General features: G+C 54.5%; 14 protein-coding genes. All 14 read left to right on the forward strand.

The features are described from left to right. Positions 1-14: 14 nt before the first annotated feature. Entirely contained in the window at positions 15-1,031 is a 1,017-nt protein-coding gene (locus tag E7745_RS05120) for a glycoside hydrolase family 5 protein (RefSeq protein WP_107031838.1), read from the forward strand. Positions 1,032-1,079: 48 nt separating this feature from the next. Further along, on the forward strand, positions 1,080-2,561 hold the full coding sequence (locus E7745_RS05125; protein WP_136408427.1) for a sialate O-acetylesterase: 1,482 nt from the start codon (positions 1,080-1,082) through the stop codon (positions 2,559-2,561). 114 nt (positions 2,562-2,675) lie between these two features. Then, positions 2,676-4,004, forward strand: coding sequence for a beta-mannosidase (locus E7745_RS05130; RefSeq protein ID WP_136408428.1), 1,329 nt, complete (start codon positions 2,676-2,678; stop codon positions 4,002-4,004). A 290-nt stretch (positions 4,005-4,294) separates the two neighbouring features. Further along, complete coding sequence (locus E7745_RS05135; RefSeq protein WP_240597679.1) at positions 4,295-7,471, forward strand: TonB-dependent receptor; 3,177 nt, start codon at positions 4,295-4,297, stop codon at positions 7,469-7,471. 18 nt (positions 7,472-7,489) lie between these two features. Then, positions 7,490-9,223, forward strand: a complete 1,734-nt coding sequence (locus tag E7745_RS05140; RefSeq protein WP_136408429.1) for a RagB/SusD family nutrient uptake outer membrane protein — start codon at positions 7,490-7,492, stop codon at positions 9,221-9,223. Positions 9,224-9,248: 25 nt separating this feature from the next. Continuing rightward, complete coding sequence (locus E7745_RS05145) at positions 9,249-10,553, forward strand: glycan-binding surface protein (protein ID WP_136408430.1); 1,305 nt, start codon at positions 9,249-9,251, stop codon at positions 10,551-10,553. A gap of 27 nt (positions 10,554-10,580) precedes the next feature. Then, positions 10,581-12,890 carry a hypothetical protein gene (locus E7745_RS05150; RefSeq protein ID WP_136408431.1) on the forward strand — a complete coding sequence of 770 codons (2,310 nt, stop codon included), beginning with the start codon at positions 10,581-10,583 and terminating at the stop codon, positions 12,888-12,890. 77 nt (positions 12,891-12,967) lie between these two features. After that, complete coding sequence (locus E7745_RS05155) at positions 12,968-14,692, forward strand: glycosyl hydrolase (protein WP_136408432.1); 1,725 nt, start codon at positions 12,968-12,970, stop codon at positions 14,690-14,692. 212 nt (positions 14,693-14,904) lie between these two features. After that, on the forward strand, positions 14,905-17,343 hold the full coding sequence (locus tag E7745_RS05160) for a GH36-type glycosyl hydrolase domain-containing protein (RefSeq protein ID WP_136408433.1): 2,439 nt from the start codon (positions 14,905-14,907) through the stop codon (positions 17,341-17,343). Positions 17,344-17,386: 43 nt separating this feature from the next. After that, positions 17,387-18,484, forward strand: a complete 1,098-nt coding sequence (locus E7745_RS05165) for a glycoside hydrolase family 26 protein (RefSeq protein WP_123398646.1) — start codon at positions 17,387-17,389, stop codon at positions 18,482-18,484. Positions 18,485-18,568: 84 nt separating this feature from the next. Continuing rightward, positions 18,569-19,738, forward strand: a complete 1,170-nt coding sequence (locus E7745_RS05170) for a glycosidase (protein WP_123611119.1) — start codon at positions 18,569-18,571, stop codon at positions 19,736-19,738. A 34-nt stretch (positions 19,739-19,772) separates the two neighbouring features. After that, complete coding sequence (locus E7745_RS05175) at positions 19,773-21,356, forward strand: MFS transporter (protein WP_370291848.1); 1,584 nt, start codon at positions 19,773-19,775, stop codon at positions 21,354-21,356. 79 nt (positions 21,357-21,435) lie between these two features. Continuing rightward, positions 21,436-22,668: an AGE family epimerase/isomerase gene (locus tag E7745_RS05180; RefSeq protein ID WP_136408434.1), complete on the forward strand. Its 1,233-nt coding sequence runs from the start codon at positions 21,436-21,438 to the stop codon at positions 22,666-22,668. 304 nt (positions 22,669-22,972) lie between these two features. Continuing rightward, positions 22,973-24,826 (forward strand): U32 family peptidase, encoded by a 1,854-nt coding sequence (locus E7745_RS05185; RefSeq protein ID WP_136408435.1) that lies wholly within the window; start codon positions 22,973-22,975, stop codon positions 24,824-24,826.

The raw sequence follows: 24,826 nt of genomic DNA on the forward strand, positions 1-24,826 counted from the left end.
ATCACTATTCAAGTATGAAAACATTATTTACTACATTTATTTCCGCAGTAGTGCTCTCCGCTCTGGTGGGTTGCGGAGGCACTGCTGCAAAAAGCGAATCGACAGACAATGACAGCACATCGGCATTTGTCAGCCCCCTCCACGTCAGCGGAACGGCTCTTCTGAACCAGGCAGGCGACACTATGGTGCTCAACGGGCCCTCGCTCGGCTGGCACTGCAACTGGGGCCGATTCTACAATGAAGGGACAGTCCGTGCGCTCAAGGAAAACTGGGGTGCCAACATCACCCGTGCGGCTATCGGCGCACATCCCTCAGGCGACTGTGTCAACGGTTATTCCCTCGATTCTGTAAATGCCGTGAACCTTGCCATGAAAGTGATCGATGCGGCCATTGCAAACGATATGTATATCATCTGCGACTGGCATTCGCACAATAACACACTGGAGGACGCAAAGAAATTCTTCACCGTGATCACAGAAAAGTACGGTGACACCCCTAACATACTGTATGAGATCTGGAACGAGCCGCTCGACATCCCCTGGCAGGAAATCAAGAACTATGCCGAGGAGGTGATTCCCGTGATCCGCAAGAACGCCCCCAATGCGGTGGTGATCGTAGGCACTCCCAAATGGGACCAGGACGTGGACATTGCCGCTGAAGATCCGGTCGATGCTCCGAACCTGCTCTATTCGCTCCACTACTACGCCGGGACCCATAAGGACTGGAACCGCGAGAAGGCTCAGAAGGCTCTTGATGCCGGTCTGCCGCTGATCATTTCGGAATGCGGCTCGATGGACCACACCGGCGATGGCCCGATCGACTATGAATCGTGGCAGCAGTGGATGGATTTCGCCGACCGAAACAATATCTCGGTGCTGATGTGGGACATCGCAGACAAGAACGAAACCTGCTCGATGATCTCGGCTTCGGCCTCTGACAACGGTCTGGAGTGGAAAGAAGAAGATCTCAAAGAGTGGGCAAAGCTCGCCCGCAAGACCGTCGGTGAGCGCAACAGCCGCTATTCAAAATAAGTAAGGAATATATAAAATCAGACAACCGTCAAACCGTCATAAAGCACTATGGGCATTTTGAAAAACCGTCTGGCAAGCGCGATTCTTCTTTCGGCATTTGCCGGCAGCGCGCTCGCAGTAGAGCTCCCCGACATCATCAGTGACAACGCCGTCTTCCAGCAGAACTCGATGGCCAGACTGTGGGGCTGGGCCGATCCGGGCCGTACCGTGACCGTCACTCCTTCATGGAACGGGGGCAAAGCCTACAAGGCCAAGGCCGATGGCAAGACCGGCCGCTGGGAAGTCAGCGTGGCCACCCCGGCGGCATCGTTCACACCGCAAAGCGTAAGTTTCGACGACGGGAAAGCGCCGGCGAAGATCGACAATGTGCTCATCGGCGAAGTCTGGTTCTGCTCCGGCCAGTCGAACATGGAGATGCCCCTGCGCGGATTCTGGTGTCAGCCGGTAGAAGGGGCCGCCCAGGCCATAGCCTACTCAGGCAAATATCCGGGCATAAGAATGGCCACCGTCCCCAAGCGGGGCTCCTATACTCCCGAAGACCGCGTGGAAGGCAAGTGGCAGTTGTCGCGTCCTGAAAACGCACCTGATTTCTCGGCCCTCGCATATTTCTTTGCCACCTCGCTGACCGATATCCTTGATGTGCCCGTCGGCATCATCAGCTGCGCCTACGGCGGCTCTAAGGTGGAGGGCTGGATGCCTAAATGGAAACTTGACGAGTATTCCGACTGGGATGTCGCCAAAGAAAAGACTCAGCCCGACTCAGTGCTTAAGGAATATGAGCGCATCAACGTGATGTACAATGCCATGCTGCACCCCGTGATCGGCTACACGATCAAAGGCTTTCTCTGGAACCAGGGCGAGTCAAACGTAGGCCGCCATAAGGAATATCCCTCTCACCAGCGTGACATGGTCAAGATCTGGCGCGATGAATGGGGCCTCGGAGAGCTGCCATTCTATTTCGTGGAACTTCCGGGCTGGAAATACGGCAACGGCGAGGAAACCGCCGCGGCCCTCTTCCGCGAATGTCAGCACAAAGCCGCCGAGATCACCCCCAACAGCGGCATTGTCTGCACCACAGACCTCATGTATCCCTTCGAACTTGAAGACATCCATGCCCGCCGCAAGCAGGAAATAGGGGAGCGCCTGGCCTTCATGGCCGCAAACCGCACATACGGCATAAAGGGCATACCTTCGACCTATCCCTCGTTCAAAGCTGTCGATCTGCAGGGCGACAAGGCAGTGGTCAGCTTCAACAACGCCGATGCCGGACTAAACCCCAACATGGATCTCCAGGGCTTCGAGGTAGCAGGCGATGACCGCATCTTCTATCCTGCAAAAGCATCGGAAGACTGGAATCTCCACACCGTAACCGTAAGCTCCGACAAGGTCAAAGACATAAAAGCCGTGCGCTACTGCTTCAACAACTTTGCAATCGGAACGCTGAAAGACATGAACGGAATGCCGCTCATCCCCTTCCGTTCCGATGACTGGGACGACGCCCGCCGCGCATGTAACCTTACCGAAAAATAAACCTCTGCAAGAGAACTGTCTCCCCCCTGCAGAAGCGAAAAGATACAAACCGATACAACCTCTAACAATTCCACTGACCCGCAGCCGCTCAGAGGCTGCAAAAATTTAAACCGCATGAAACATTATAGAAGCCTGATGATTTCCGCCCTCCTCTCACTCCTCGGATCTGCATTCTTCTCCTGCTCAGGCGGGACCGGAAACTCATCGGCCTCTGCCGAGGCCGACACCGCATTTGTGACAGTCCGTGACGGACAATTCTACATCGGTGACTCGGCCTACCGCTACGTAGGCACCAACTTCTGGTATGGCGCCATACTTGCCTCGGAAGGACGCGGAGGCAACCGCGAGCGTCTCGCCCGCGAACTCGACAGCCTGCAGCAGCTTGGCGTCAGCAACCTCCGCATCCTTGCCGGCGGCGACGGCCGCGAAGGTCTCGCCTCCCACATAGAACCCGTAATGCAGACAGCGCCCGGAGTCTATAACGACACCCTCCTGCGCGGTCTCGACTACCTCATAGCCGACCTCGAAAAGCGTGGCATGAAAGCCGTCATCTATCTCAACAACGCCTGGGAATGGAGCGGAGGCTTCTCCACCTACCTCGAATGGTCCGGAGCCGGCGAAGCCGTAAACCCCGCCGACGCAGGCTATCCGGCCTACATGGCCTATGCCGCCAACTTCGTGCGCAACGACTCAGCCAAAGCCCTTGCCGCCGCCCACGTGCGCAATATTGTAGGCCGTCAGAACACCGTCACCGGCCGCCCCTACTCGCAGTCACCGGCCATCATGGCCTGGCAGATAGCCAACGAACCGCGCCCCTTCGCCCAGGAAAGCATGCGCCCCTTCGCCGAATGGATCGCCGAGACAGCCGGACTGATCAAAAGCATCGACCCCAACCACCTCGTCTCCATAGGCAGCGAAGGCTCCTGGGGATGCGAAAACTCCATAGACCTTTGGTCGGAAATCCACTCGGACCCCAACGTAGACTATGCCACCATCCATATCTGGCCCTACAACTGGAGCTGGGTGCGCCCCGAAACACTCACTGACAGCGTCGACACAGCCATAGCCAACACCGACGCTTATATCGCCGCCCACCACCACGCCCTCGCAGCCCTCGCCGGCGGCGACCGCTCGAAACTCAAACCCCTCGTGCTTGAAGAATTCGGCTACCCCCGCGACGGCATGGCCATAACCCCCGGATCGCCCGTCACAGGCCGTGACCGCTATTATAAATATGTGTTCAACGAAGTAGCCGACGGCGGCCGCCTCGCAGGCCTCAACTTCTGGGGCTGGGGAGGCACAGCGCGCCCCGCTCATGAAACCTGGCAGCCCGGCGACGACTACACCGGCGACCCCGCCCAGGAAGCCCAGGGCCTCAACTCGGTCTTCGACACCGACTCCACCACCATAGCCATCATCCGTAGCGTCAACGAACGTCTGTAAATCAGCTTATTGTACATAATACACAGAACGGTTTTAACGCAGTTTATGTTAAAATAGTATCATATTTTAACGCAAATATCGATTCTTTGCAAAAAAGTGTTAGTAGGTGATAAAAAAGTGTAAGTCGCATCGCCGACTTTGCACTACATTTGCCATATCGTAGTGAAAAGTAAACCACATATAAACGCATTCATTAACTCTAAAACCAATATCTCTTACCTTAAAATTGCAATATGAAAAGTAAAAATTTTGGCCTTAGAGGTCTGCTGACGGCATTGATGCTATGCATCATGCTCTCCGCCGTCGCCCAGGTCTCAGTTAAAGGTATCGTGCAGGATAAGTCGGGCGAACCGCTTATCGGCGCGACAGTGCAAGAGAAGGGCAACACCGCCAACGGTACCGCCACCGGTATCGACGGCGACTTCGCACTCAAAGTGAAGTCGACAAAGTCCGTTCTCATAGTATCTTACGTGGGAATGAAATCCCAGGAAGTAGCGCTCAACGGGCGCACCGACCTCACCGTCACCCTTGAAGATGACTCAGAACTTCTCGACGAAGTCGTAGTGGTAGGTTACGGTACAATGAAAAAGAGCGACCTCGCCGGCGCGTCAACCTCGCTTGGCGAAAATGCGATCAAAGGCTCTGTCATTACCAATATCGACCAGTCTTTTCAGGGACGTGCTTCCGGTGTATCAGCTGTGACCACATCAGGTGCCCCCGGTTCGTCAAGTTCTATCCGTGTCCGCGGTCAGGCCACCATTAACGCCAACGCAGAGCCACTCTACGTTATTGACGGTGTGATTGTCCAGTCTGCAGGCGGTTCAAGCGGTCATCAGCTGGGTCTTGGAGATGCTCTTGGGAACGGCGATGTCACATCGGTATCTCCTCTTTCCACTATCAACCCCTCAGACATTGTCTCGATGGAAATCCTCAAAGACGCCTCTGCAACCGCCATCTATGGTGCACAGGGCGCCAACGGTGTTGTGCTCATCACCACCAAGCGCGGTAAAGCCGGCGAAGCCAAGTTCACATATGACGGCATGGTCGCATGGCAGCGCCAGAACGAGCGTCTCGACATCATGAATCTGCGTGAATACGCTGAATACTTTAATGATTTTGTCGCTGACGGTCAGGCAAAATCAGACCCTTATCTTTCAGATCCTTCACTGCTCGGAAAAGGTACAAACTGGCAGGATGCAATCTTCCGCACCGCACTCCAGCATCAGCATCAGGTCGGTGTACAGGGAGGTACTGAAAAAGTACAGTATTATATTTCCGGATCATTCATGGATCAGGAAGGAACAATCATCGGCTCTGATTTTTCGCGCTATTCATTCCGTGTAAACCTTGACTCTCAGCTGAAATCATGGCTTAAAGTCGGTTTGTCAGCCAACTATGCCAATACCGATGAAAATCTGAAACTTGCAGATTCTGAAAGCGGTATTGTCAACTATTCGCTTACAACCAATCCGGATATACCTATCTATAATATCGACGGAAGCTATGCGACCATTGTGCGCGAAGGTCAGACCAATCCCAATCCCGTAGCAATCGCGATGCTTGATGAAATCAAACTTGGCCGTCAGAAACTCAACGGCAATTTCTTCTTGGAAATTCAGCCTGTAAAGCAACTCGTGTGGCACTCTGAATTTGGCTATGATATCAACTGGGTAAAAGCACAGACTTACAAACCGGTGATCGACCTCGGTTCCTGGAAGCGCGATGAGAACTCTGCGGCGATGTCGCGTAGTAAATATACTTTCTGGCAGGTAAAGAACTACCTTACATGGAGCGACAAGATCAGTCTGCTCAACTATTCGATAATGCTTGGTCAGGAATGTTGGGAATCCAAATATGAGGATACCCGAATCTCCAATACCCGCCTCCCCAATGACCTTGTACATAATCCATATCTCGGAACCGGAACACAAGCCTTTACAAATGGTTACGGTTCAAGCGCTATGGCTTCATTCTTCACCCGCGAGACTCTTAACTGGGACGGCCGCTATATGCTGACTTATACATATCGTTACGATGGATCTTCAAACTTCGGCCCCAACAACCGTTGGGCCGGATTCCACTCAGTAGCCGGTGCATGGCGTTTCAGCAATGAAAAATTCTTCGCCGGTATATCCGACTGGTTCAACAACGGTAAACTCCGTCTTGGCTGGGGTCAGACCGGTAATGCCGGAAATCAGGGTTATCTGTGGGGTTCTCCTCTCAGCTCACGCATCATGACCGGTCTTGGAGTCAGCTATCGTCCTACTCAGATCGCCAATCCGAATATCAAATGGGAATCTCAGGAACAGTGGAATATCGGTCTTGATCTTTCCTTCCTGAATAATCGCATTGACCTCATTCTCGACCTCTATACCAAGGAATCCAAGGATATGCTCATGCAGCAGCAGCTTCCGACCTATATGGGAACAAACGGAAACGAATCTTCTCAACTTGGAGCACCTTGGGGCAACTACGGCGACATCCGCAATCAGGGTCTTGAAATCACACTTAATACCCGTCCGGTTGAAACCAAGGATTTTTCATGGGGATCGGATTTTGTGATTTCGTTCAACCGGAATAAACTTGTCAAGATCGACGGCAGTGATGCATCGGTCATCATGGGCTATGGCCAGTGGTCTGATGAAGTAGCCCGCTCGGTAGTAGGCAAATCTCTTTACAATTTCTTCGGTTATGTAACCGACGGAGTATATCGCGATCTTGAAGATATTCAGAACTCTCCGAAGCCTGCCGCCTATCCGACAAACGGAGTTTTCAACAGAAATCAGACCGTATGGCCCGGCGACATCAAGTTCAAGGATATCAGCGGTCCTGAGGGCAGGCCCGATGGCATAATTGATGCTTATGACCGTACTGATATTGGCTCTCCCATGCCTAAATTTACTTTCGGCTGGACAAACACATTCAGATATAAGGATTTCGACCTTTCGATTTTCCTCAACGGCTCATATGGCAACAAGGTGATGAACTATATGTCGAAGAATCTTACAAAAATGACTTCTTCGTGGGGAAATCAGCTGGCTGTTGTCAACGACCGGGCCAAGCTCGTGCCCATTGACCCGACCAAGGTTTATCCTGACGGACAGTATTGGTATGATGATATCACCAATGTTCGCGTGGAAAACTACAAGACTAAAATACCGCGTCTTACAACTGGTAATCCTAACGCAAACGACCGCATCTCCGACCGCTATATAGAAGACGGTTCCTATATCAGAATCAAGAACATTACTTTAGGTTATACTTTCCCATCCAGACTGATTCGCAAAATGAGACTCGAAAACCTTAGAGTCTATTGCAATCTGCAGAATCTTCACACCTTTACCAAATATAAAGGTTATGATCCTGAAATCGGTGCAAGCTCGTCATCTGCCAATGTTTATGGACTTGACAATGGTCGTTATCCTTCGCCGACAGTCTATTCATTCGGCTTAAACGTATCATTCTAACTTCTCAGATTCCAAATCATGAAAATATCAAATTTAAAATATTGCATTCCTGTTGCCTTGATGGGACTCGGCTTCTCTTCATGTGAGGATTTCCTTGACCGTCCGAAAGAAGACGGCTATGTTGTAGACCAGTTCTATCAGAGTGATGAAGAATGTGCCCAGGGTGTCAACTATCTTTATTCTATGCCTTGGAACGACATGCTTCAGCAGCTTTATCATATCACGGAAGACCTTGCCGGCAACTGTCACGAAAGCGGTGACAATGCTCCATTCGTTCTCTTCTCTGTTGATGGAAGCCATGCGAAAATCAGATCCTGCTCGGAAGCCCTTTGGCAGACTAATGCGCACTGCAACACCGTCTACGGACTCCTGAAAGGCGCCAACGCTTCCAGCTATGCCAAGGAACGCGCTATGGGTGAGGCTCTGACCCTGAAAGCACTTGCTTATTTCTATATTGTCAGACTTTGGGGCGATGTGCCTTTGGTTCATGACAACGGTTCGGAAATCGGTGCCGGCATCTCGAATACAAAGCCTAAAGTGGACCGTCAGGATATTTACGAATATATTGTGATGACACTTGAAGAGGCTCTTAGACTCCTTGAGGGCAAAAAATATGAACCCGGTCGCATTGACTATTATTCTGCTGAAGGCCTGTTGGCAAAAGTTCTTCTGACCCGTTCAGGCCTTGGTCTGGATGGCAGCCGCAATCAGGATGATCTTGATGCCGCCGCCCGTTATGCAAAAGATGTCATTGACAATTCTGGCCGCAGTCTGCTCTCTAACTATGAGGACAACTTCAAACTTGAATTTAATAAGAATGAGGAAGCCTTGATTACTCTTGCCTGGTATGGTTCGCGCGATCCTTGGACTGCCAACAACTATTTGCAGCAGGAGGTCGGTATGAACGGTTTTGACAGCTACGGACAGTGCTGGGGTGACTGGACAGTTCCTTCTGTCGATCTTCAGGAGGCATTCGGCGTGAGCCCTCTGCGTTCGCCTGAGCAGAACCCCTCTGCCGATACCCGCCGCAAAGCCACTATGATGATGCCTGGTGATGTCTATTCCCAGTTCTGGCGCAATAAAGGTGGTTTTGACTATCTGCGGTTCCTCTATGATGAAGAGTATGCTCCCGGTAAAACATATCAGCTGAACTCCGGAACCGGAGCAAATCAGGTTAAACACCTCTATGGAAACTCGGAGGATCACTATCAGGGCCTCGGCTATTATCCGCAGGAACAGGCCAACGGTCTTGCAACCCATCTGCTCCGTCTTTCGGACATTTATCTCATCTATGCCGAGGCTGTAATAGGCAATAACTCTTCGACTTCCGATGCATCGGCAATTGATGCTTTTTATGCTGTGCGCTCACGCGCCGTCCACGGTGCAATTCGTCCTGCTTCCGTTTCGTTTGATGATGTCTGGAAAGAGCGCCGTCTGGAACTCGCTTTTGAAGGTGACCGTTGGTTTGACTACGTACGTCGCAGCTATTACGATGCCGCAGCTTGCAGCCGTGAGCTTGAAAGCCAGCGCAGATCTACTTATTACGGACTTGATGACCTCTATAAGACATATTATGAAACAGGCCGCTGGGAAGTCACTTCTTCGGTACGCTACGCAGATGAAATGGAACCCAACATTACAGTCGACAAGTCGAAATACACTCTTCCTCTGCCCGAAACCGATATCGTATTCAATCCCTCGCTGATGAAAGATCCGATTCGTGTGGATGTCCGTTCAGAATATTCCTATTAATACCCCCTAACCAGTATATCAAGACATGAAATTAAATAAATATTTATCTTCGATAATCCTGCTGTCTGGAGTCTTGGGCTTCGCCCTCACTTCATGCGAGGATCAGCCTGATAAATTTGAAGCTACGGGTGGAACACCGGTTGTCAAATATGTCCGTATGGCTTCAGTGGAATCGGCTGACTCTCTTATCGAAGCAGCATACATGGAGAGCGTCATCTGTCTTGTCGGTGACAATCTTCGCAGCATCAATGAAATTTATTTCAATGACCAGAAAGCGGTCCTGAACACGAGCTATCTGACAGACCATACCTTTATTGTCGCTATCCCCGGCGGTATTCCTGAGGAAGTGACAAATAAGATCTATATGGTCAACAAGGCCGGAAAGACCACTGAATATGACTTCAAAGTCCTTGTTCCGAAACCGGTAATTACTTCCGTCTCAAATGAGTGGGCAAAACCCGGAGAGGAAATCACAATCTATGGCGACTTCTTCATTGACGATCCTAACGTGCCGTTGTACGCCACTTTCCCCGGCAATGTCAAGGCTGAGGAGGTTTCGAATATTACCAAAAACTCTTTCAACGTCATCGTTCCTGATAATGCTGACCTTGAAGGTTCTATTTCAGTAACATCAATCTATGGAACAGGACAGAGTTCTTTGCACTATCGTGACACTCGTGGCATGCTCTTCGACTGGGACGGTGTCAATGGTCTCGAAATAGGCAACGGTTGGCGTTCGGGCGCAGATGTCCTGCAGACTGGTGCTGTAGATGGAATAGAACCTCTTGACGGCAACTATATCCTTTTCAATAAGGAATCAATGACCAACGCAGATTGGCCTGATGAGGATGCTGTATCGTTCAACTACTGGCCTAATGTGACTGACGGACATCCGGAACTGAGCACAATGCTCGGCGACGATTTTGATCCGACAAACTGGCAGGACTATACTCTTAAGTTTGAAGTCTGCATTCCTTCTTCTAAACCCTGGACCGGTGTCGCTCTGAACTGTATCTTTACTTCTTATGCCGAGGTCAACATGGAGGATAATCCGACCAACTCTTATATCGGCAGTGATGACAACTCGAGAGCTCTCTGGAGCCCCTGGAGCACAACAGGATCTTATGACACCGGTGGCCGTTGGACCACAGTGTCTATCCCGCTCTCAAACTTTGTCTTCACCCGTTATGCGGATACCCCTAAAGTTCCGTTGAGCGCAGAATCATTCTCCGGTCTTACATTTATTGTATATGCCGGCTCGCAGACTTCGGAGCTGACAAGTCAGATCTATATCGCCATTGATAACATCCGCCTTGTTCCGAATAATTAATTCGCTGACTTTAATACACGAATAACAATGAACTTCAAATATAAATTCTCAGCATTGCTAATGGCTGGTGCATTGATGCTGTCAGGTGTCACATTTACATCTTGTGACGATGACAATGACCTCAACACCAACCAATATGTGGGAGGCGTATCTCTTAATGTATTCGGCCCGTGTCCCGTAGCACGTGGAGGCGAACTGCGCTTCCTCGGTTCAGGATTGAAGCAGATTCAGGCAGTCCTGATTCCTGGATCCGGTGAAATAACAGATATAAAGATCATTTCGGACAACGAAATCCGAATTATCGTGCCACAGGATGCAGAACCTGGACTGGTGACTCTTAAGCATGCCAAAGGTTCCATCACTACCAAAACTCCAATCTCTTTCACTGAACCGATATCTATCGAAAGCATCTCTCCGCTTGAAGCAAGGCCGGGTGATGAGATCACCATTGCAGGAGATTACCTCAATCTTATCCACGAAGTGATATTCAGCAAGGATGTTGCCGTAAGTGAAGATGATTTCCTTGCCCAGTCACGTTCCGAAATCAAACTCGTCGTTCCCGCCGAAGCCCAGTCAGGCAAGATCATCCTCAGCGATGCAGCTGAAGAAATGCCTAACTGGATCTACTCTGACGAAGAATTGACAGTTGTCCTCCCGGCCGTTGAAAAAGTCCTTGACCTCACCGACGTCAAGCCCGGCAACACCGTAACCGTAACCGGTACAGACCTCAGCCTCGCAACCCGCATCGTGATGCCTAACGGCGACGACGTTGAGTTCTCCGTCAACGACGAAGGCACCGAACTCACATTCGTCCTCCCCGCCAACGTCTCTGACGGTACCATCCGCATGATCCCCGCATCTGGCGTAGAGGTAGCCGTAGCCACAATCGGTGTCGCAGTGCCTGAGGACGTAGTGGCAGAACCCGCCGCAGACATCTGGGCCGGCGACGTCATCAAACTCAAAGGTCTCAACATGGAGCTGATCACCGACGTGCTCTTCCCCAACGTTGAAGATGCCGTAGCCCCCGAAACACAGTCGGCCACAGAGATCACCCTCGTTGTTCCCGCAGGCGCCCGGTCGGGCAACCTCGTGCTCAACACAGCCTCCGGAGCCACCGTTGAAGTTGAGGTCTCCACCCTCAAGCCTGAGGCCGTAGGCTTCGACCCCGTTCCCGCAGCCCTCGCCGGCACCCTCACCGTCAAGGGACGCAACCTCCAGAACGTAGCCTCGATCACCTTCGCCTCAGCAGCCACTGTAGAAGTGAAGAACCCCACCGCCACTGAATTCTCAGTAATAGTACCCGCCACCCTCGCGGCCGGAGCCAATGACGTGACCCTCACCCTCACCAACGGCGAGACCGTTGAAGTCGGCAGCATAGAACTCTCAGCCCCTGAATGCGCCTATGCGACAGCCCTCCCCGGCGAAGACGTTGAAATCCGCGCAGGCGAGACATTCGTCGTAACCATCGCCAATGCCGACAAACTCACCGGCGTGCAGGTCAACGGCCAGAACGTGCAATACATCCTCAACGGCACATCCCTCATCATCCAGGTGCCCGGATCAGCCGGCAAGAACTCTAACTTTACCCTCCTGTCGTCAAACGGCTCGATCTCATATGACATCGCAGTCATCCCCGCAACTCACGTAGGCATGACAATCTGGTCAGGCATGTGGGAAAACACGGGCTGGGGCGGCAATCAGGATCTCGCCTGGGACGGCTATGACTGGAGCCAGGTGCCCGAAGGCGCAATCCTGACCCTCTACATGACTCCCACCGTAGCCGAAGGCGAATGGTGGTGCGTATCGCTCCGTCACGGCGATGGCTGGGGCAGTCTGCCCGACCCGATCCCCGGCCAGTATGAAAATCCTGAAAACGGAGTCCTCTCAGTAGTCCTTACCAAGGAAGTCCTTGCTGACATCGTTGCCAACGGCGGTCTTATCATCACCGGATCTCAGTTTGTTCTCAACAAGGTAGACATCGAATGGGAAATCTCACTCGAAACCACAATCTGGTCCGGCTCATGGGACTGCGGCGCATGGGGCGGCAACCAGGACCTCGCCTGGGACAACTATGACTGGTCTGCAGTCAAACCCGGTCAGATCCTCCGCTTCTACATGACCCCGACCGTAGCGCCCGGCGAATGGTGGTGCGTCTCAGTCCGTCACGGACAGGGCTGGGGTAACCTCCCGGACGATGTCTACAGCCAGATCGACCAGCCCGAAAACAATCTCCTTGAAGTCACTATGACCCAGGCGATCATTGACGACTTTGTGGCCAACGGCGGTCTCGTCCTCTCAGGTCAGGGCTATATCCTCAACAAAGTAACCATCGAATAATCAACTCCGACTGACAGATCCCCGCCTGCGGGCACCGGCGGTGTCCGCAGGCGGGAATTCCAAAATCAGATACTGAAATGAATAAACTTAAATATTACTTCATCGCTGCGCTCGTCGGAATGTCGCTCTCAGCCTGTAACGACGATGACAACAGCTACAACATGCTTGACGGCCTCGGAATGGTCAACCGCTCGGTGTCGATAGCCGACGGTGTCACAGTCCGCGCCAACACGCTTGACCGGATCACCCTTGACTACAACAACCTTGTAGGAATCAACCTCGACAAGCCTGTCACCCTCAACGGCCAGACCCTCGCACCGGTGGTCAATCCTGAAAACCGAATGCAGGTGATCATCCCCGTGGCCCTGCAGTCATACACAGACTACACCCTCGTGATCCCCGATGGAGCCTTCCACCGCAGCGACGACCCCAAAGTAATGGCCGAAGGAATGACCATCACCTTCAACACCAACACCGGTGTCAACGTCGCAAACCTCGCGCAGTCGCTCATCAACCCCAACGCAACCCCCGAAGCCAAAAAAGTCTACCAGTTACTCCTTGACAACTATGGCAACAAACAGCTCTCAGGAGCTATGGGTGAAGTAGCATGGGGCACTGCCTTCTGCGACCTCATCAAGAACAACTCAGGCAAATTCCCCGCAATCGTCGGCTTCGACTACATCCACCTCGCATCATCGCCCTCCAACTGGATCGACTACGGCGACATCACCCCCGTGCAGACCGTCTGGGATGCCGGCAGTATCCCCGCAGTCTGCTGGCACTGGAACGTCCCGATGGAAGTCTGGGTCGGCCAGTCTGAAATCGGCAACTGGGGCGCGCTTCGACTCGACAAAGCCGAAGTGCCTGACGCTATGACATTCTGGCAGAACGCCGGCGACGGCACCTATATAGTGGTCAAGTTCAAGGACGCAGCCGCCGATGCTCAGGGCTCTCTCAAAGACAGTGACTGGGGCGGACTTATGTCATCGACTGAATACTTCGACCTCACCCCCGATCAGATCGCAGCCGGAGAATACCGCGTGCGCCTCAACAGCGAAGCAGCCGAAAAAGTGCGCAATGGCGGACTCATTGTCTCAGGACAGAACTACACCGTCACCGGAGTCTACTTCGAACTCACCTGCCGCGACACCAAAGAAGTCAAAGGCTTCGACGCCTCCAAAGTCCTCACACCCGGCACCCGCGAAAACACAGTAGCCACCGCCGACGTGGCCAAACTCGCAGGCTATCTCAAACTCCTCCAGGATGCCAACATCCCCGTGCTCTTCCGTCCCTTCCACGAAGCCGCTGGAGCATACCAGTGGACATGGTTCTGGTGGGGCAACTCAGGAGTAGAGGTGACCAAAGAACTCTGGATCTGGCTCCATGACACTCTCACCAATGACTATGGCCTCAACAACCTCATCTGGGTATGGACCGCCAACTATAATTATGGCATGGACCTCGCTGACATCGAGACACTCCAGTCGGAATATCCCGGCGACGCCTATGTCGACATAGTCGGCACTGACATCTACAAAGAAGCAATGTCAGACCAGTCAGCCATCTTCAACCTGATCCAGGAAGCCGTCAACGGCAGTAAGATCATCGCGCTTACCGAAACAGGTAATCTTCTCGACCCCGATTCACAGTTTGAAAACAGCGCCCTCTGGAGCTTCTTCATGGGATGGTATGAGCAGGATGCCAACGGCCCCGGTTTCCTCACATGGAACCTCAACGGCGAGTGGAACACCGTGCTCAACAATCCCCTCGTTCTCAACCAGGGCGATTTTAGCCTGAAATAATCCTCTCGGACTTAATCATAGGAAGAGGGTATCAAAAATGGTACTATACGGCAACATTCCGATACCCTCTTCCTCTTTTTATCCATTTCCCGCGAAACCTTTTTTAGTTACCTTTGCAAGTCTTCAGACTGCATACGTGGTTCTGACAAATTGAACCGCTATTATATCGTTTGATCCTGAAGAGCTGCTTAACTAACTAACCATATAAAGAAATGAAATACGGCTATTTCGACGACATTAACCGCGAATATGTGATCACCGAGCCCAAGACCCCCTGGCCCTGGATAAACTACCTCGGAAACAAAGACTTTTTCTCTCTCATCTCAAACACCGCAGGCGGATATTCCTTCTACAAGGACGCTAAATTCCGTCGTATCACACGTTACCGCTACAACGGTGTCCCGATGGATGCCGGCGGTCGATATTTCTACATCAAAGACGGTGACACCGTCTGGAATCCCGGTTGGAAACCGACCAAAACTCCGCTCGACGCCTACGAGTGTCGCCACGGCATGAACTACACTGTCATCAAAGGCGAGAAAAACGGTCTCGAAGCAAAAGCCCTCTTCTTCGTGCCCCTCGAAACACATGCCGAAATCACAAGGCTCACCCTTACCAACAAAACCGACAGCCCCAAGAGCTTCAAACTCTTTTCATTCATAGAATGGTGTCTGTGGAACGCAGCCACCGACATGGAGAACTTCCAGCGAAACTTCTCCACAGGTGAAGTCGAGATCGACGGCTCCACCATCTATCACAAAACCGAATATAAGGAACGCCGCAACCACTACGCGTTCTACAGCGTCAACACCCCCGTCAACGGCTTCGACACCGACCGCGAGACCTTCATCGGACTTTACAACGGCTTCGACGAGCCTGACGCAGTCATCGAAGGCCGCCCGCGCAACTCCGTGGCCCACGGATGGTCGCCCATAGCATCCCACTATCTTGAAATAACCCTCGCCCCCGGAGAGTCGCGCGACCTCATCTTCATGCTCGGCTACATCGAAAATCCCCAGGACGAGAAATGGGAATCAAAAGGAATCATCAACAAAGCTCCCGCCCGCACCATGATGGCCCGCTTCGACACGACCGAAAAAGTCGACAAAGCCTTCGCCGAACTCCGCACATACTGGGACGAACTTCTCGGCCGCTTCTCAGTCCGTTCGGGCGACGAGCGCCTCGACCGCATGGTCAACATCTGGAACCAATACCAGTGCATGATCACCTTCTGCTTCTCCCGCTCCGCATCATTCTTCGAAAGCGGCATAGGCCGAGGCATGGGCTTCCGCGACTCCAATCAGGACCTCGTGGGCTTCGTCCACCAGATCCCCGCACGTGCCCGAGAGCGCATCATCGACATCGCATCAACCCAGTTCCCCGACGGCGGCTGCTACCACCAGTACCAGCCACTGACCAAGCGCGGCAACAACGACATCGGCGGCGGATTCAACGACGACCCCATGTGGCTCATCTTCGGAACCGTGGCCTACATCAAGGAAACCGGCGACCTTTCCATCCTCTCCGAACCGGTCCCATTCGACAATCAGCCAGGATCAGAAGTCTCGCTGATGGATCACCTTAGAGTATCCTTTGATCACGTCATCAACAACCTCGGCCCCCACGGACTCCCGCTCATCGGCCGCGCCGACTGGAACGACTGTCTCAACCTCAACTGCTTCTCCAATGACCCCAACGAGTCATTCCAGACAACTGAAAACCGATCCGAAGGCTCAAAAGCCGAATCGCTCATGATCGCAGGCCAGTTTGTCATCTACGGCCGCGACTACGAAGAACTCTGCCGCCGCATGGGCCTCGACGCCGAAGCAGACCGCGCACGCACCCATGTCGACGCGATGGTCGAAGCCGTCAAAGCCCACGGATGGGACGGCGAATGGTTCCTCCGCGCCTATGACTACTTCGGACGCAAGGTCGGATCTCATGAAAACAAAGAAGGCAAAATCTTCATCGAATCGCAGGGATGGTGCACAATGGCCGGAATCGGACTTGAGGAAGGCATGCTCGAACAGTCGCTCGACTCAGTGAAGAAATATCTCGACTGCGAACACGGCATCGTGCTCAACAACCCCGCCTTCACCGAATACGTCATGGACTACGGCGAAATCTCCACCTATCCCGCAGGCTACAAGGAAAACGCCGGAATCTTCGCCCACAACAACCCCTGGGTCATCATCGGCGAGACCGTCCTCGGCCGCGGCGACCGCGCCTGGGAATACTATCAGAAAATCTGTCCCGCCTATCTCGAAGACAAGAGCGACCTCCACAAGGTGGAACCCTACGTCTACTGCCAGATGACAGCCGGCAAAGACGCCGCCCGCCCCGGAGAAGCCAAAAACTCATGGCTCACAGGCACAGCCGCCTGGAACTGGTATGCCATCACTCAGTTCATCCTCGGCATACGTCCCGGCTATGACGGACTCGTCGTCGATCCCTGCATCCCCGCCTCCTGGGACGGCTATGAAGTCAGCCGCCGCTTCCGTGGCGCAGGCTATCGCATCTCCGTCACCAACCCCGCCCACGTCAGCCGCGGAGTGAAACAGGTCATAGTCAACGGCACCCCCGTCCGGGGCAACGTGATACCGCTCTGCCCCGAAGGCTCCGACAACAGCGTCCAAGTCATCCTCGGCTGAAACATCACGCCCCCGCTCCCCACAGACAATAGAAACTATCTTTATGAAACACTATCTTCTGCCCCTCGCCGCCGCCTGTCTCCTCACAGCCTGCGGCTCCGGCAAAACAAACTCCGAACAGATGCCCGCTGATTCGCTCACGCCCGTCCAGACGCTCGCAGCCCGCCTCGACTCCGCATCCGCCTCCGGACGCTTCTTCTTCGGCCACCACGACGACACAGCCTACGGCCACCGCTGGGCCTATGCCGCCGACTCCTCCGATGTCAGAAACGTCACCGGCCAGTATCCCGGACTCATGAGCTGGGATCTCGGACTCATCGAACTCGACTCTGCCCGCAACCTCGACGGCGTGCCCTTCGCCTTCATGGCCGAGCAGATCGCAGCACAGCACCGCCGCGGAGGCATCAACGCCATCAGCTGGCACCCCGTCAACCCCTCCTCGCGCGGCAACTCCTGGGATGTCTCCACCGCCCCCCTGCGCCAGTTAGCCTCTGACAAGGCTCTCGCCGACACCCTCGACACCTGGATCAGCCGTGCGGCCCGCTTCATAGCCTCCCTCAAAGACGCCGACGGCAACCCCATTCCGGTAATCTTCCGCCCCTGGCACGAAAACTCCGGCTCATGGTTCTGGTGGGGCAAAGACAGTGCAACTCCTGAGGAATACATCGATTTGTGGAAACGCACCCGCCGGGGCTTCGATGCCGCGGGAGTTGACAACGTTCTCTGGGCCTACTCTCCTGACAAAGACCTCACCCGCGAGGAATACTTCGCCACATATCCCGGCGATGACTACGTCGACATCCTCGGCACCGACATCTACCACTTCGACGGCGAAAAAGGTGTGGAGCAGTACACCGGACGCATCCGCTCGCAGCTCCCCTTCGTGGTCGACGAAGCCCGCAAGCGCGGCAAGATCGCAGCCTTTACCGAAACCGGACTTGAAGGCCTTGAGATAGCCGACTGGTACACCCAAGTGCTTCTTCCGGCCATCGACAGCATCCCCGTGGCCTACGTCTGCGTCTGGCGCAACGCCATCGAGACCGAGAAACCCAACCATTTCTACGTCCCCTACACAGGCCATCCCGCCGAAGCAGACTTCCGGAAATTCCACTCCACACCCCGACCGATATTCGTTGACTGACCCCGGACGCCACTCTCTCCCAGTCCACAGCTCAGTCATACATATAACAAAAACAAAAAACAGTCTCTAAAAGCCTCTAAACAGATGGATCTTTTCAATTATCGTAAAAATCTTGTCCTTGCCCGCTACGAGGAACTCGTCACCCGTCCCAACACCCCGATTCAGGGCAACGGCGTCTACGAGCGCTATGCCAACCCGGTCATCACAGCCGAAATGGTGCCCCCGACATGGAAATACGACTTCAACCCCGCCACCAACCCCTACTTCATGGAGCGCATCGGCTGCAACGCCACTCTCAACTCAGGCGCCATAAAGTGGAACGGCAAATACATCCTCATGGTCCGTGTCGAAGGCAACGACCGCAAATCATTCTTCGCAGTGGCCGAAAGCCCCAACGGCATCGACAACTTCCGCTTCTGGCCTCACCCCGTCACCATGCCTGACACAGAAGATCCTGCCACCAACGTCTATGACATGCGCCTTACCCACCATGAAGACGGCTGGGTCTACGGCCTCTTCTGCGTAGAGCGTCATGATGACTCATGCCCCGGCGATCTCTCGGCAGCCACAGCAGCCTGCGGCATCGCCCGCACCCACGACCTCATCAACTGGGAACGCCTCCCGGATCTGAAATGCAAGTCGCAGCAGCGCAACGTAGTGCTCCACCCTGAATTTGTCAACGGCAAATACGCCCTCTACACCCGCCCGCAGGACGGCTTCATCGACACCGGTAGCGGCGGCGGCATCGGCTGGGCGCTCATCGACGACATCACCAATGCCGAAGTAACCGAAGAGACCATCATTGACCGCCGTTACTACCACACCATCAAGGAAACCAAAAACGGCGAAGGCCCGCACCCCATCAAGACCTCCAAAGGCTGGCTCCATCTTGCCCACGGCGTGCGCGGCTGCGCCTCAGGCCTGCGTTATGTCCTCTACCTCTACATGACCTCGCTTGAAGAGCCCTGGAAGAAAATCGCATCGCCCGGCGGCTACTTCATGGCTCCGGTGGGCGGCGAATATATCGGCGACGTGATGAACGTCCTCTTCACCAACGGCTGGATCGCCGACGAAGACGGCAAAGTATTCATCTACTACGCATCGTCTGACACCCGCATGCACGTTGCCACATCGACCATCGACCGCCTTGTGGACTACTGCCTCAACACCCCTGAAGACGGACTTTCCACCTCGGAATCGGTCCGCACTCTCAACCGCCTGATCGACAGCAATCTTGAGATCCTCGGCGAATAAAACCCACCTGCGAATTGGCCCGATTGACTGACGATTGGGCCAATTCGCATTAAAAGCATTAAAAGGTTGGTTCTTTAACAAGCTCCAAGAAACACAAACTCCAGAAGTCAGCCCCCGCCGGGCCGACGCGAAACCTCTCCACCCCCCACATTTACGTCTTCTTACCTCAAATTCTGATATGGCTCCTTTAAAAGAAAAAATAGGCTACGGCTTCGGTGACATGGCCTCGTCCATGTTCTGGAAAGTCTTCAGCTACTACCTCCCGTTTTTCTATGCCAACGTATTCGGCATAAGTCTTGTAGACACCGGTGTGCTCCTGCTTGTCACCCGCATCTGGGACGCCGTCTCTGACCCCATGATGGGCATCGTCGCCGACCGCACCAAGACCCGCTGGGGCAAATACCGCCCCTACCTGCTGTGGGTGGCCGCCCCCTTCTCAATCTGCGGCATACTCCTGTTCACCACCCCTGACTGGGGCTATGCAGCCAAACTCGTATGGGCCTACGTCACCTACATCCTCATGATGACCGTCTACACCGGCATCAACGTCCCCTATGGAGCCATGCTCGGAGTCATGACCGACGACTCGCAGGAAAAGACCGTCTTCTCATCCTTCCGCATGTTCTTCGCCTACGGAGGCTCCTTCATAGCCCTCTTCGCCTGGGATCCCCTCTGCAAGTTCTTCTCCACCTCGATGGGCATGTCGCTCCAGAGCAGCTGGCAGTTTGCCATGATAGTGATAGCAGCCTGCTGCTTTGTCCTCTTCCTCCTGTGCTTCAACTTCACCCGCGAGCAGCTCACCACCGTCAGCTCGGCCTCACTCGGCAAAGACCTCAAGGCGCTGCTGACCAACAAACCCTGGTGGCTTCTCAACGGAGCCTCGCTCTGCTTCAACCTCTTCAACACCGTGCGCGGTGCCACTGTGGCATTCTTCTTCGCCGACATCATCGGAGGCGAACAGCACATAGCCATCTTCTCACTCTCGCTTCTCTTCTACTCCGGCCTCTTCCTCGGAGTCGGCGAGGTTGCCAACATGGTAGGAGTGGCTCTCGCAGTGCCCGTCACCAACAGATTCGGCAAGAAACCCACCTTCATTCTGGTCGACGCCCTGCTCATCATCTTCAGCGTGATCTTCTTCACCCTCTCGCCTGAGTCAAACGGCGGTCTGCTGATGATGCTCCTGCTCCAGATAGTCATCTCGGTGCTCACAGGCGTGATGGCGCCGCTCGTATGGTCAATGTATGCCGATATCAGCGACTACTCCGAACTGAAAACCCGCTCGGCCTCTACCGGCCTCATCTTCTCCTCGGCCTCTATGGCCCAGAAATTCGGCGGAGCCATCGGCGGCGCGGCAGTCATGTGGCTTCTCAGCGGCTGCGGCTACATCGAACGCACCGATGCCAACCAGGGAATGAGCATAGTCCAGCCCGCAAGCGCCATAGAATGTCTCTGGATGCTCATGACCTTCATCCCTGCCGGAGTTGCCCTCCTCTCCATGCTCATAGTCTGGCTCTATCCGCTCGGCACCAAAGAGATGAAAGATATCGTGGCCCGGCTCAAACTCCAGCGTGAGCAACCTGTTGATGACGATCCCGACCGCTTCGTCGAACCAGTCTGAAACGGCCTATTCTAAGAGGTTATTTTTTTACAACCTCTAAACATCCTCTTATAAAGAACCCCGTATCAACTCTTCAGAAATGAATCAGGAAACTCTAAAAGTCTTCCGTCAGGAACTGCTTGACAACCTGACCTGCAACATACTCCCTTACTGGCTCGACCGGATGACCGATCCGCGCGGAGGCTTCTATGGCCGCCGCGACGGCTCTGACAATCTCGATGCCGACGCTCCCAAGGGCGCCATACTCAATGCCCGCATCCTCTGGTCATTCTCCGCAGCCGCTCTCGCCACCGGAAACCCCGATTATCTCGCGGCGGCCACCCGTGCGCGCAACTACATTGCAGACCGCTTCATTGACCGCGAATTCGGCGGCGCTTTCTGGAGTCTCAACGCCGACGGATCGCCCCTCGACACCAAAAAGCAGTTCTACGCCATCGCCTTCATCATCTACGGTCTCGCGGAATACTATCGCGCCTGCGGTGATGAAGAGTCGCTGCGCCTCGCTACAGAGCTTTTCGACGCCATCGAGACCCATTCGCGCGACCGCGTGAAAAACGGCTATATCGAGGCCACCACCCATGACTGGCAGCCGATAGCCGACATGCGCCTGAGCGACCATGACGCCAACGCCTCCAAGACCATGAACACCCATCTCCACATCCTTGAAGGCTACACCAACCTGCTCCGCGCGCTGAAAGAAAAATGTCCGGCATCGTTGGAGACACGTGTGGCCGATGTAGAGGAAGCCACCGTCAATCTGCTTCAGATCTTCCTTGACCGCATCGAAAATCCCGTCAGCCACCATCTGACTCTCTTCTTTGACGATGACTGGAACATCCAGCCCGGAGCCGAGAGCTACGGACATGACATCGAAGCCTCATGGCTGCTGCTTGAGACAGCCCACGTCATCGGTGACCCGCAGTTGACCGCCAAGACCCTCGACCACACGGCCCATATAGCCCAGGCTGCCCTTCAGGGCCGCTGCGTGGACGGGTCAATGGTCTACGAGCGCCATCCCGCCGGAAACTATGACAACGACAAGCACTGGTGGGTGCAGGCTGAAAACGTCATCGGGCAGCTCTGGCTCGCGCAGTTCCACGGACAGCCCGTGCAGCTCGACCGCGCCCTGCAGTCATGGCGCTACATAGCCGACAATCTTGTGGACCCCGCCGGCGAGTGGCACTGGTCGCGCCGGGCCGACGGTTCAGTCAACACCGCCGATGACAAGGCCGGATTCTGGAAATGTCCCTACCACAATTCACGCATGTGCATCGAAGCCGTCAGATCTCTTGACAGCTTCATAGAGGGATAAGACCCCGTTCCGCTGATGGAAAACTTCATCGGTGGATGATGCCACCCTCCGGCAATAATCACAGCCCTCGCAGCGTTTATTAGAAAGCGCCGCGAGGGTTTTCGCTTTGCTGACAGTCTGACCGTCTGCGTCAGCCGCCACCGTAAAAAACGTGCTCTGCGCCACTCTTCACGAGCCGACGCAGAGCAATCATTATAATCAAAAAGCTAATTCTATTACGTTTTATGTCTTTTTGACTCGACAAAGGCGCTAAGGTTTAATATAAACATTCTGTTTTAACGCTATTTAACACAACGGACTCCATATGGGCAAATCAACTGCAACTCCTCTCGAACTCCTTGCTCCGGCCCGCACGGCCGACACCGCTATTGCCGCCGTCACGGCAGGTGCCGATGCGGTTTACATCGGCGCGTCGAGTCACGGTGCCCGCCGGGCCGCGGCCAATTCCGTGGCCGAGATAGGACGGGCTGCAGAATTCGCCCATAGGTTCGGCGCCCGGATCTATGCCACCGTCAACACGATTGTCTATGACGATGAGATCAGATCAGTCGAAAGGCTTGTCGGTGAGCTCTATCGTGCCGGTGTCGATGCCCTGATAGTCCAGGACATGGCCCTTCTGCGCATGGATCTGCCACCCATCGAGCTTCATGCCAGCACCCAGTGCGACATCCGTGATGTCGCCAAGGCCCGTTTTCTGGCCGATGCTGGCTTCTCACGCCTGGTGCTTGCCCGCGAGCTCTCTCTGAAAGAGATAGCCGAAATTCATGCCGCAGTGCCTCAGACTCCGCTCGAAGCTTTCATCCACGGTGCGCTCTGTGTCAGCTACAGCGGCGACTGCCGTGCAAGTTTCGTCACCACCGGCCGCAGCGCCAACCGCGGAGAGTGTGCCCAGATCTGCCGTCTGCCATTTGACCTTGTCGATGGCTCCGGCCGTCAGCTTGTCAGCGGCCGCCATCTGCTTTCGCTGCGCGATCTGAACCGCTCGTCGGTAATGCCCGAACTGGCCGGGGCCGGAGTCACCTCCTTCAAGATCGAAGGCCGTCTCAAGGACGATGCCTATGTCAAGAATACGGTGGGAGCCTACAGCCGCATTCTCGACCGCCTGGTCAGCGAGAGCGGCGGCCGTTATGTCCGTCAGTCGGCCGGAAGTGTCAGCCTCGGTTTCAGTCCCTCGCTCGAAAAGAGTTTCAACCGCGGATTCACCCCCTATTTCCTCACCGGGCGCGCCCCTGCCAAGGGAATGGCCTCAATGGCAAGCCCTAAGGCCATCGGCCAGAAGATAGGCACAGTCACCGCCTGCAATGCAAAATTCATCACCGCACGCCTCGACGCGCCTCTGGCCAACGGCGACGGTCTCGGATTTTTTACCCCTGCAGGAGCTTTTACCGGCTTCAGGCTAAACCGTGCGGATGGCAACCGTCTTTTCCCGGCCTCGCCCCAGACCATTCCGGCTGGCACTGCGCTCTACCGCAACCGCGACAAGAATTTCGACGATCAGATCACCGCGGCCAAGACGCGCCGGACGCTGGCGGTCGACATGTCGCTCCACCTCCGCCTGCCCGACCGCCTGATGCTTGAGATGACTGACGAGCGCGGAGTCTCGGCCTCGGTAGTGGCCACACTCGACTCACCCTTGCAGACCGCCGTCACCCCGCAGGCCGCCCCGCGCCGCAAGATTCTCGACAAGCTCGGCGCCACCGTCTATCATGCAGGCCGTATAGTAGACCTTGCAGGCGATTATTTCATACCTGCCTCAGCCCTTGCCTCGCTTCGCCGCGACTGCGTGGAGGCTCTGGAGCGCGCCTCACGCATGACCTATTCCTATTCCTACCGGCTCCCTGAGAAGCCTGATGCAGGGCTTCCCCAAGGCTCTGTGCTTACGGTCCATGACAACGTGGCCAACCGCCTTGCCCGCGAGTTCTACAGCGATCACGGAGCATCGGCCATAGGCTCTGCCGTGGAAACCGGCGGAGACAACTCGCAGGCTCCGGTAATGACCACCCGCTATTGCCTGCGGCGCGAGCTCGGAAAGTGTCTTCGCGAACCCTCCGGCAAGGAATGGAAAGGTCCGCTGACCTTGATCAGCGGACCTGTAAGACTCCGGGCCGACTTCGACTGTCAGGCTTGCCGGATGAATCTTTATCACGTAGGAGAGTGA

It is taken from the genome of Duncaniella sp. C9 (assembly GCF_004803935.1).
Taxonomy (GTDB): Bacteria; Bacteroidota; Bacteroidia; order Bacteroidales; family Muribaculaceae; genus Duncaniella; species Duncaniella muris.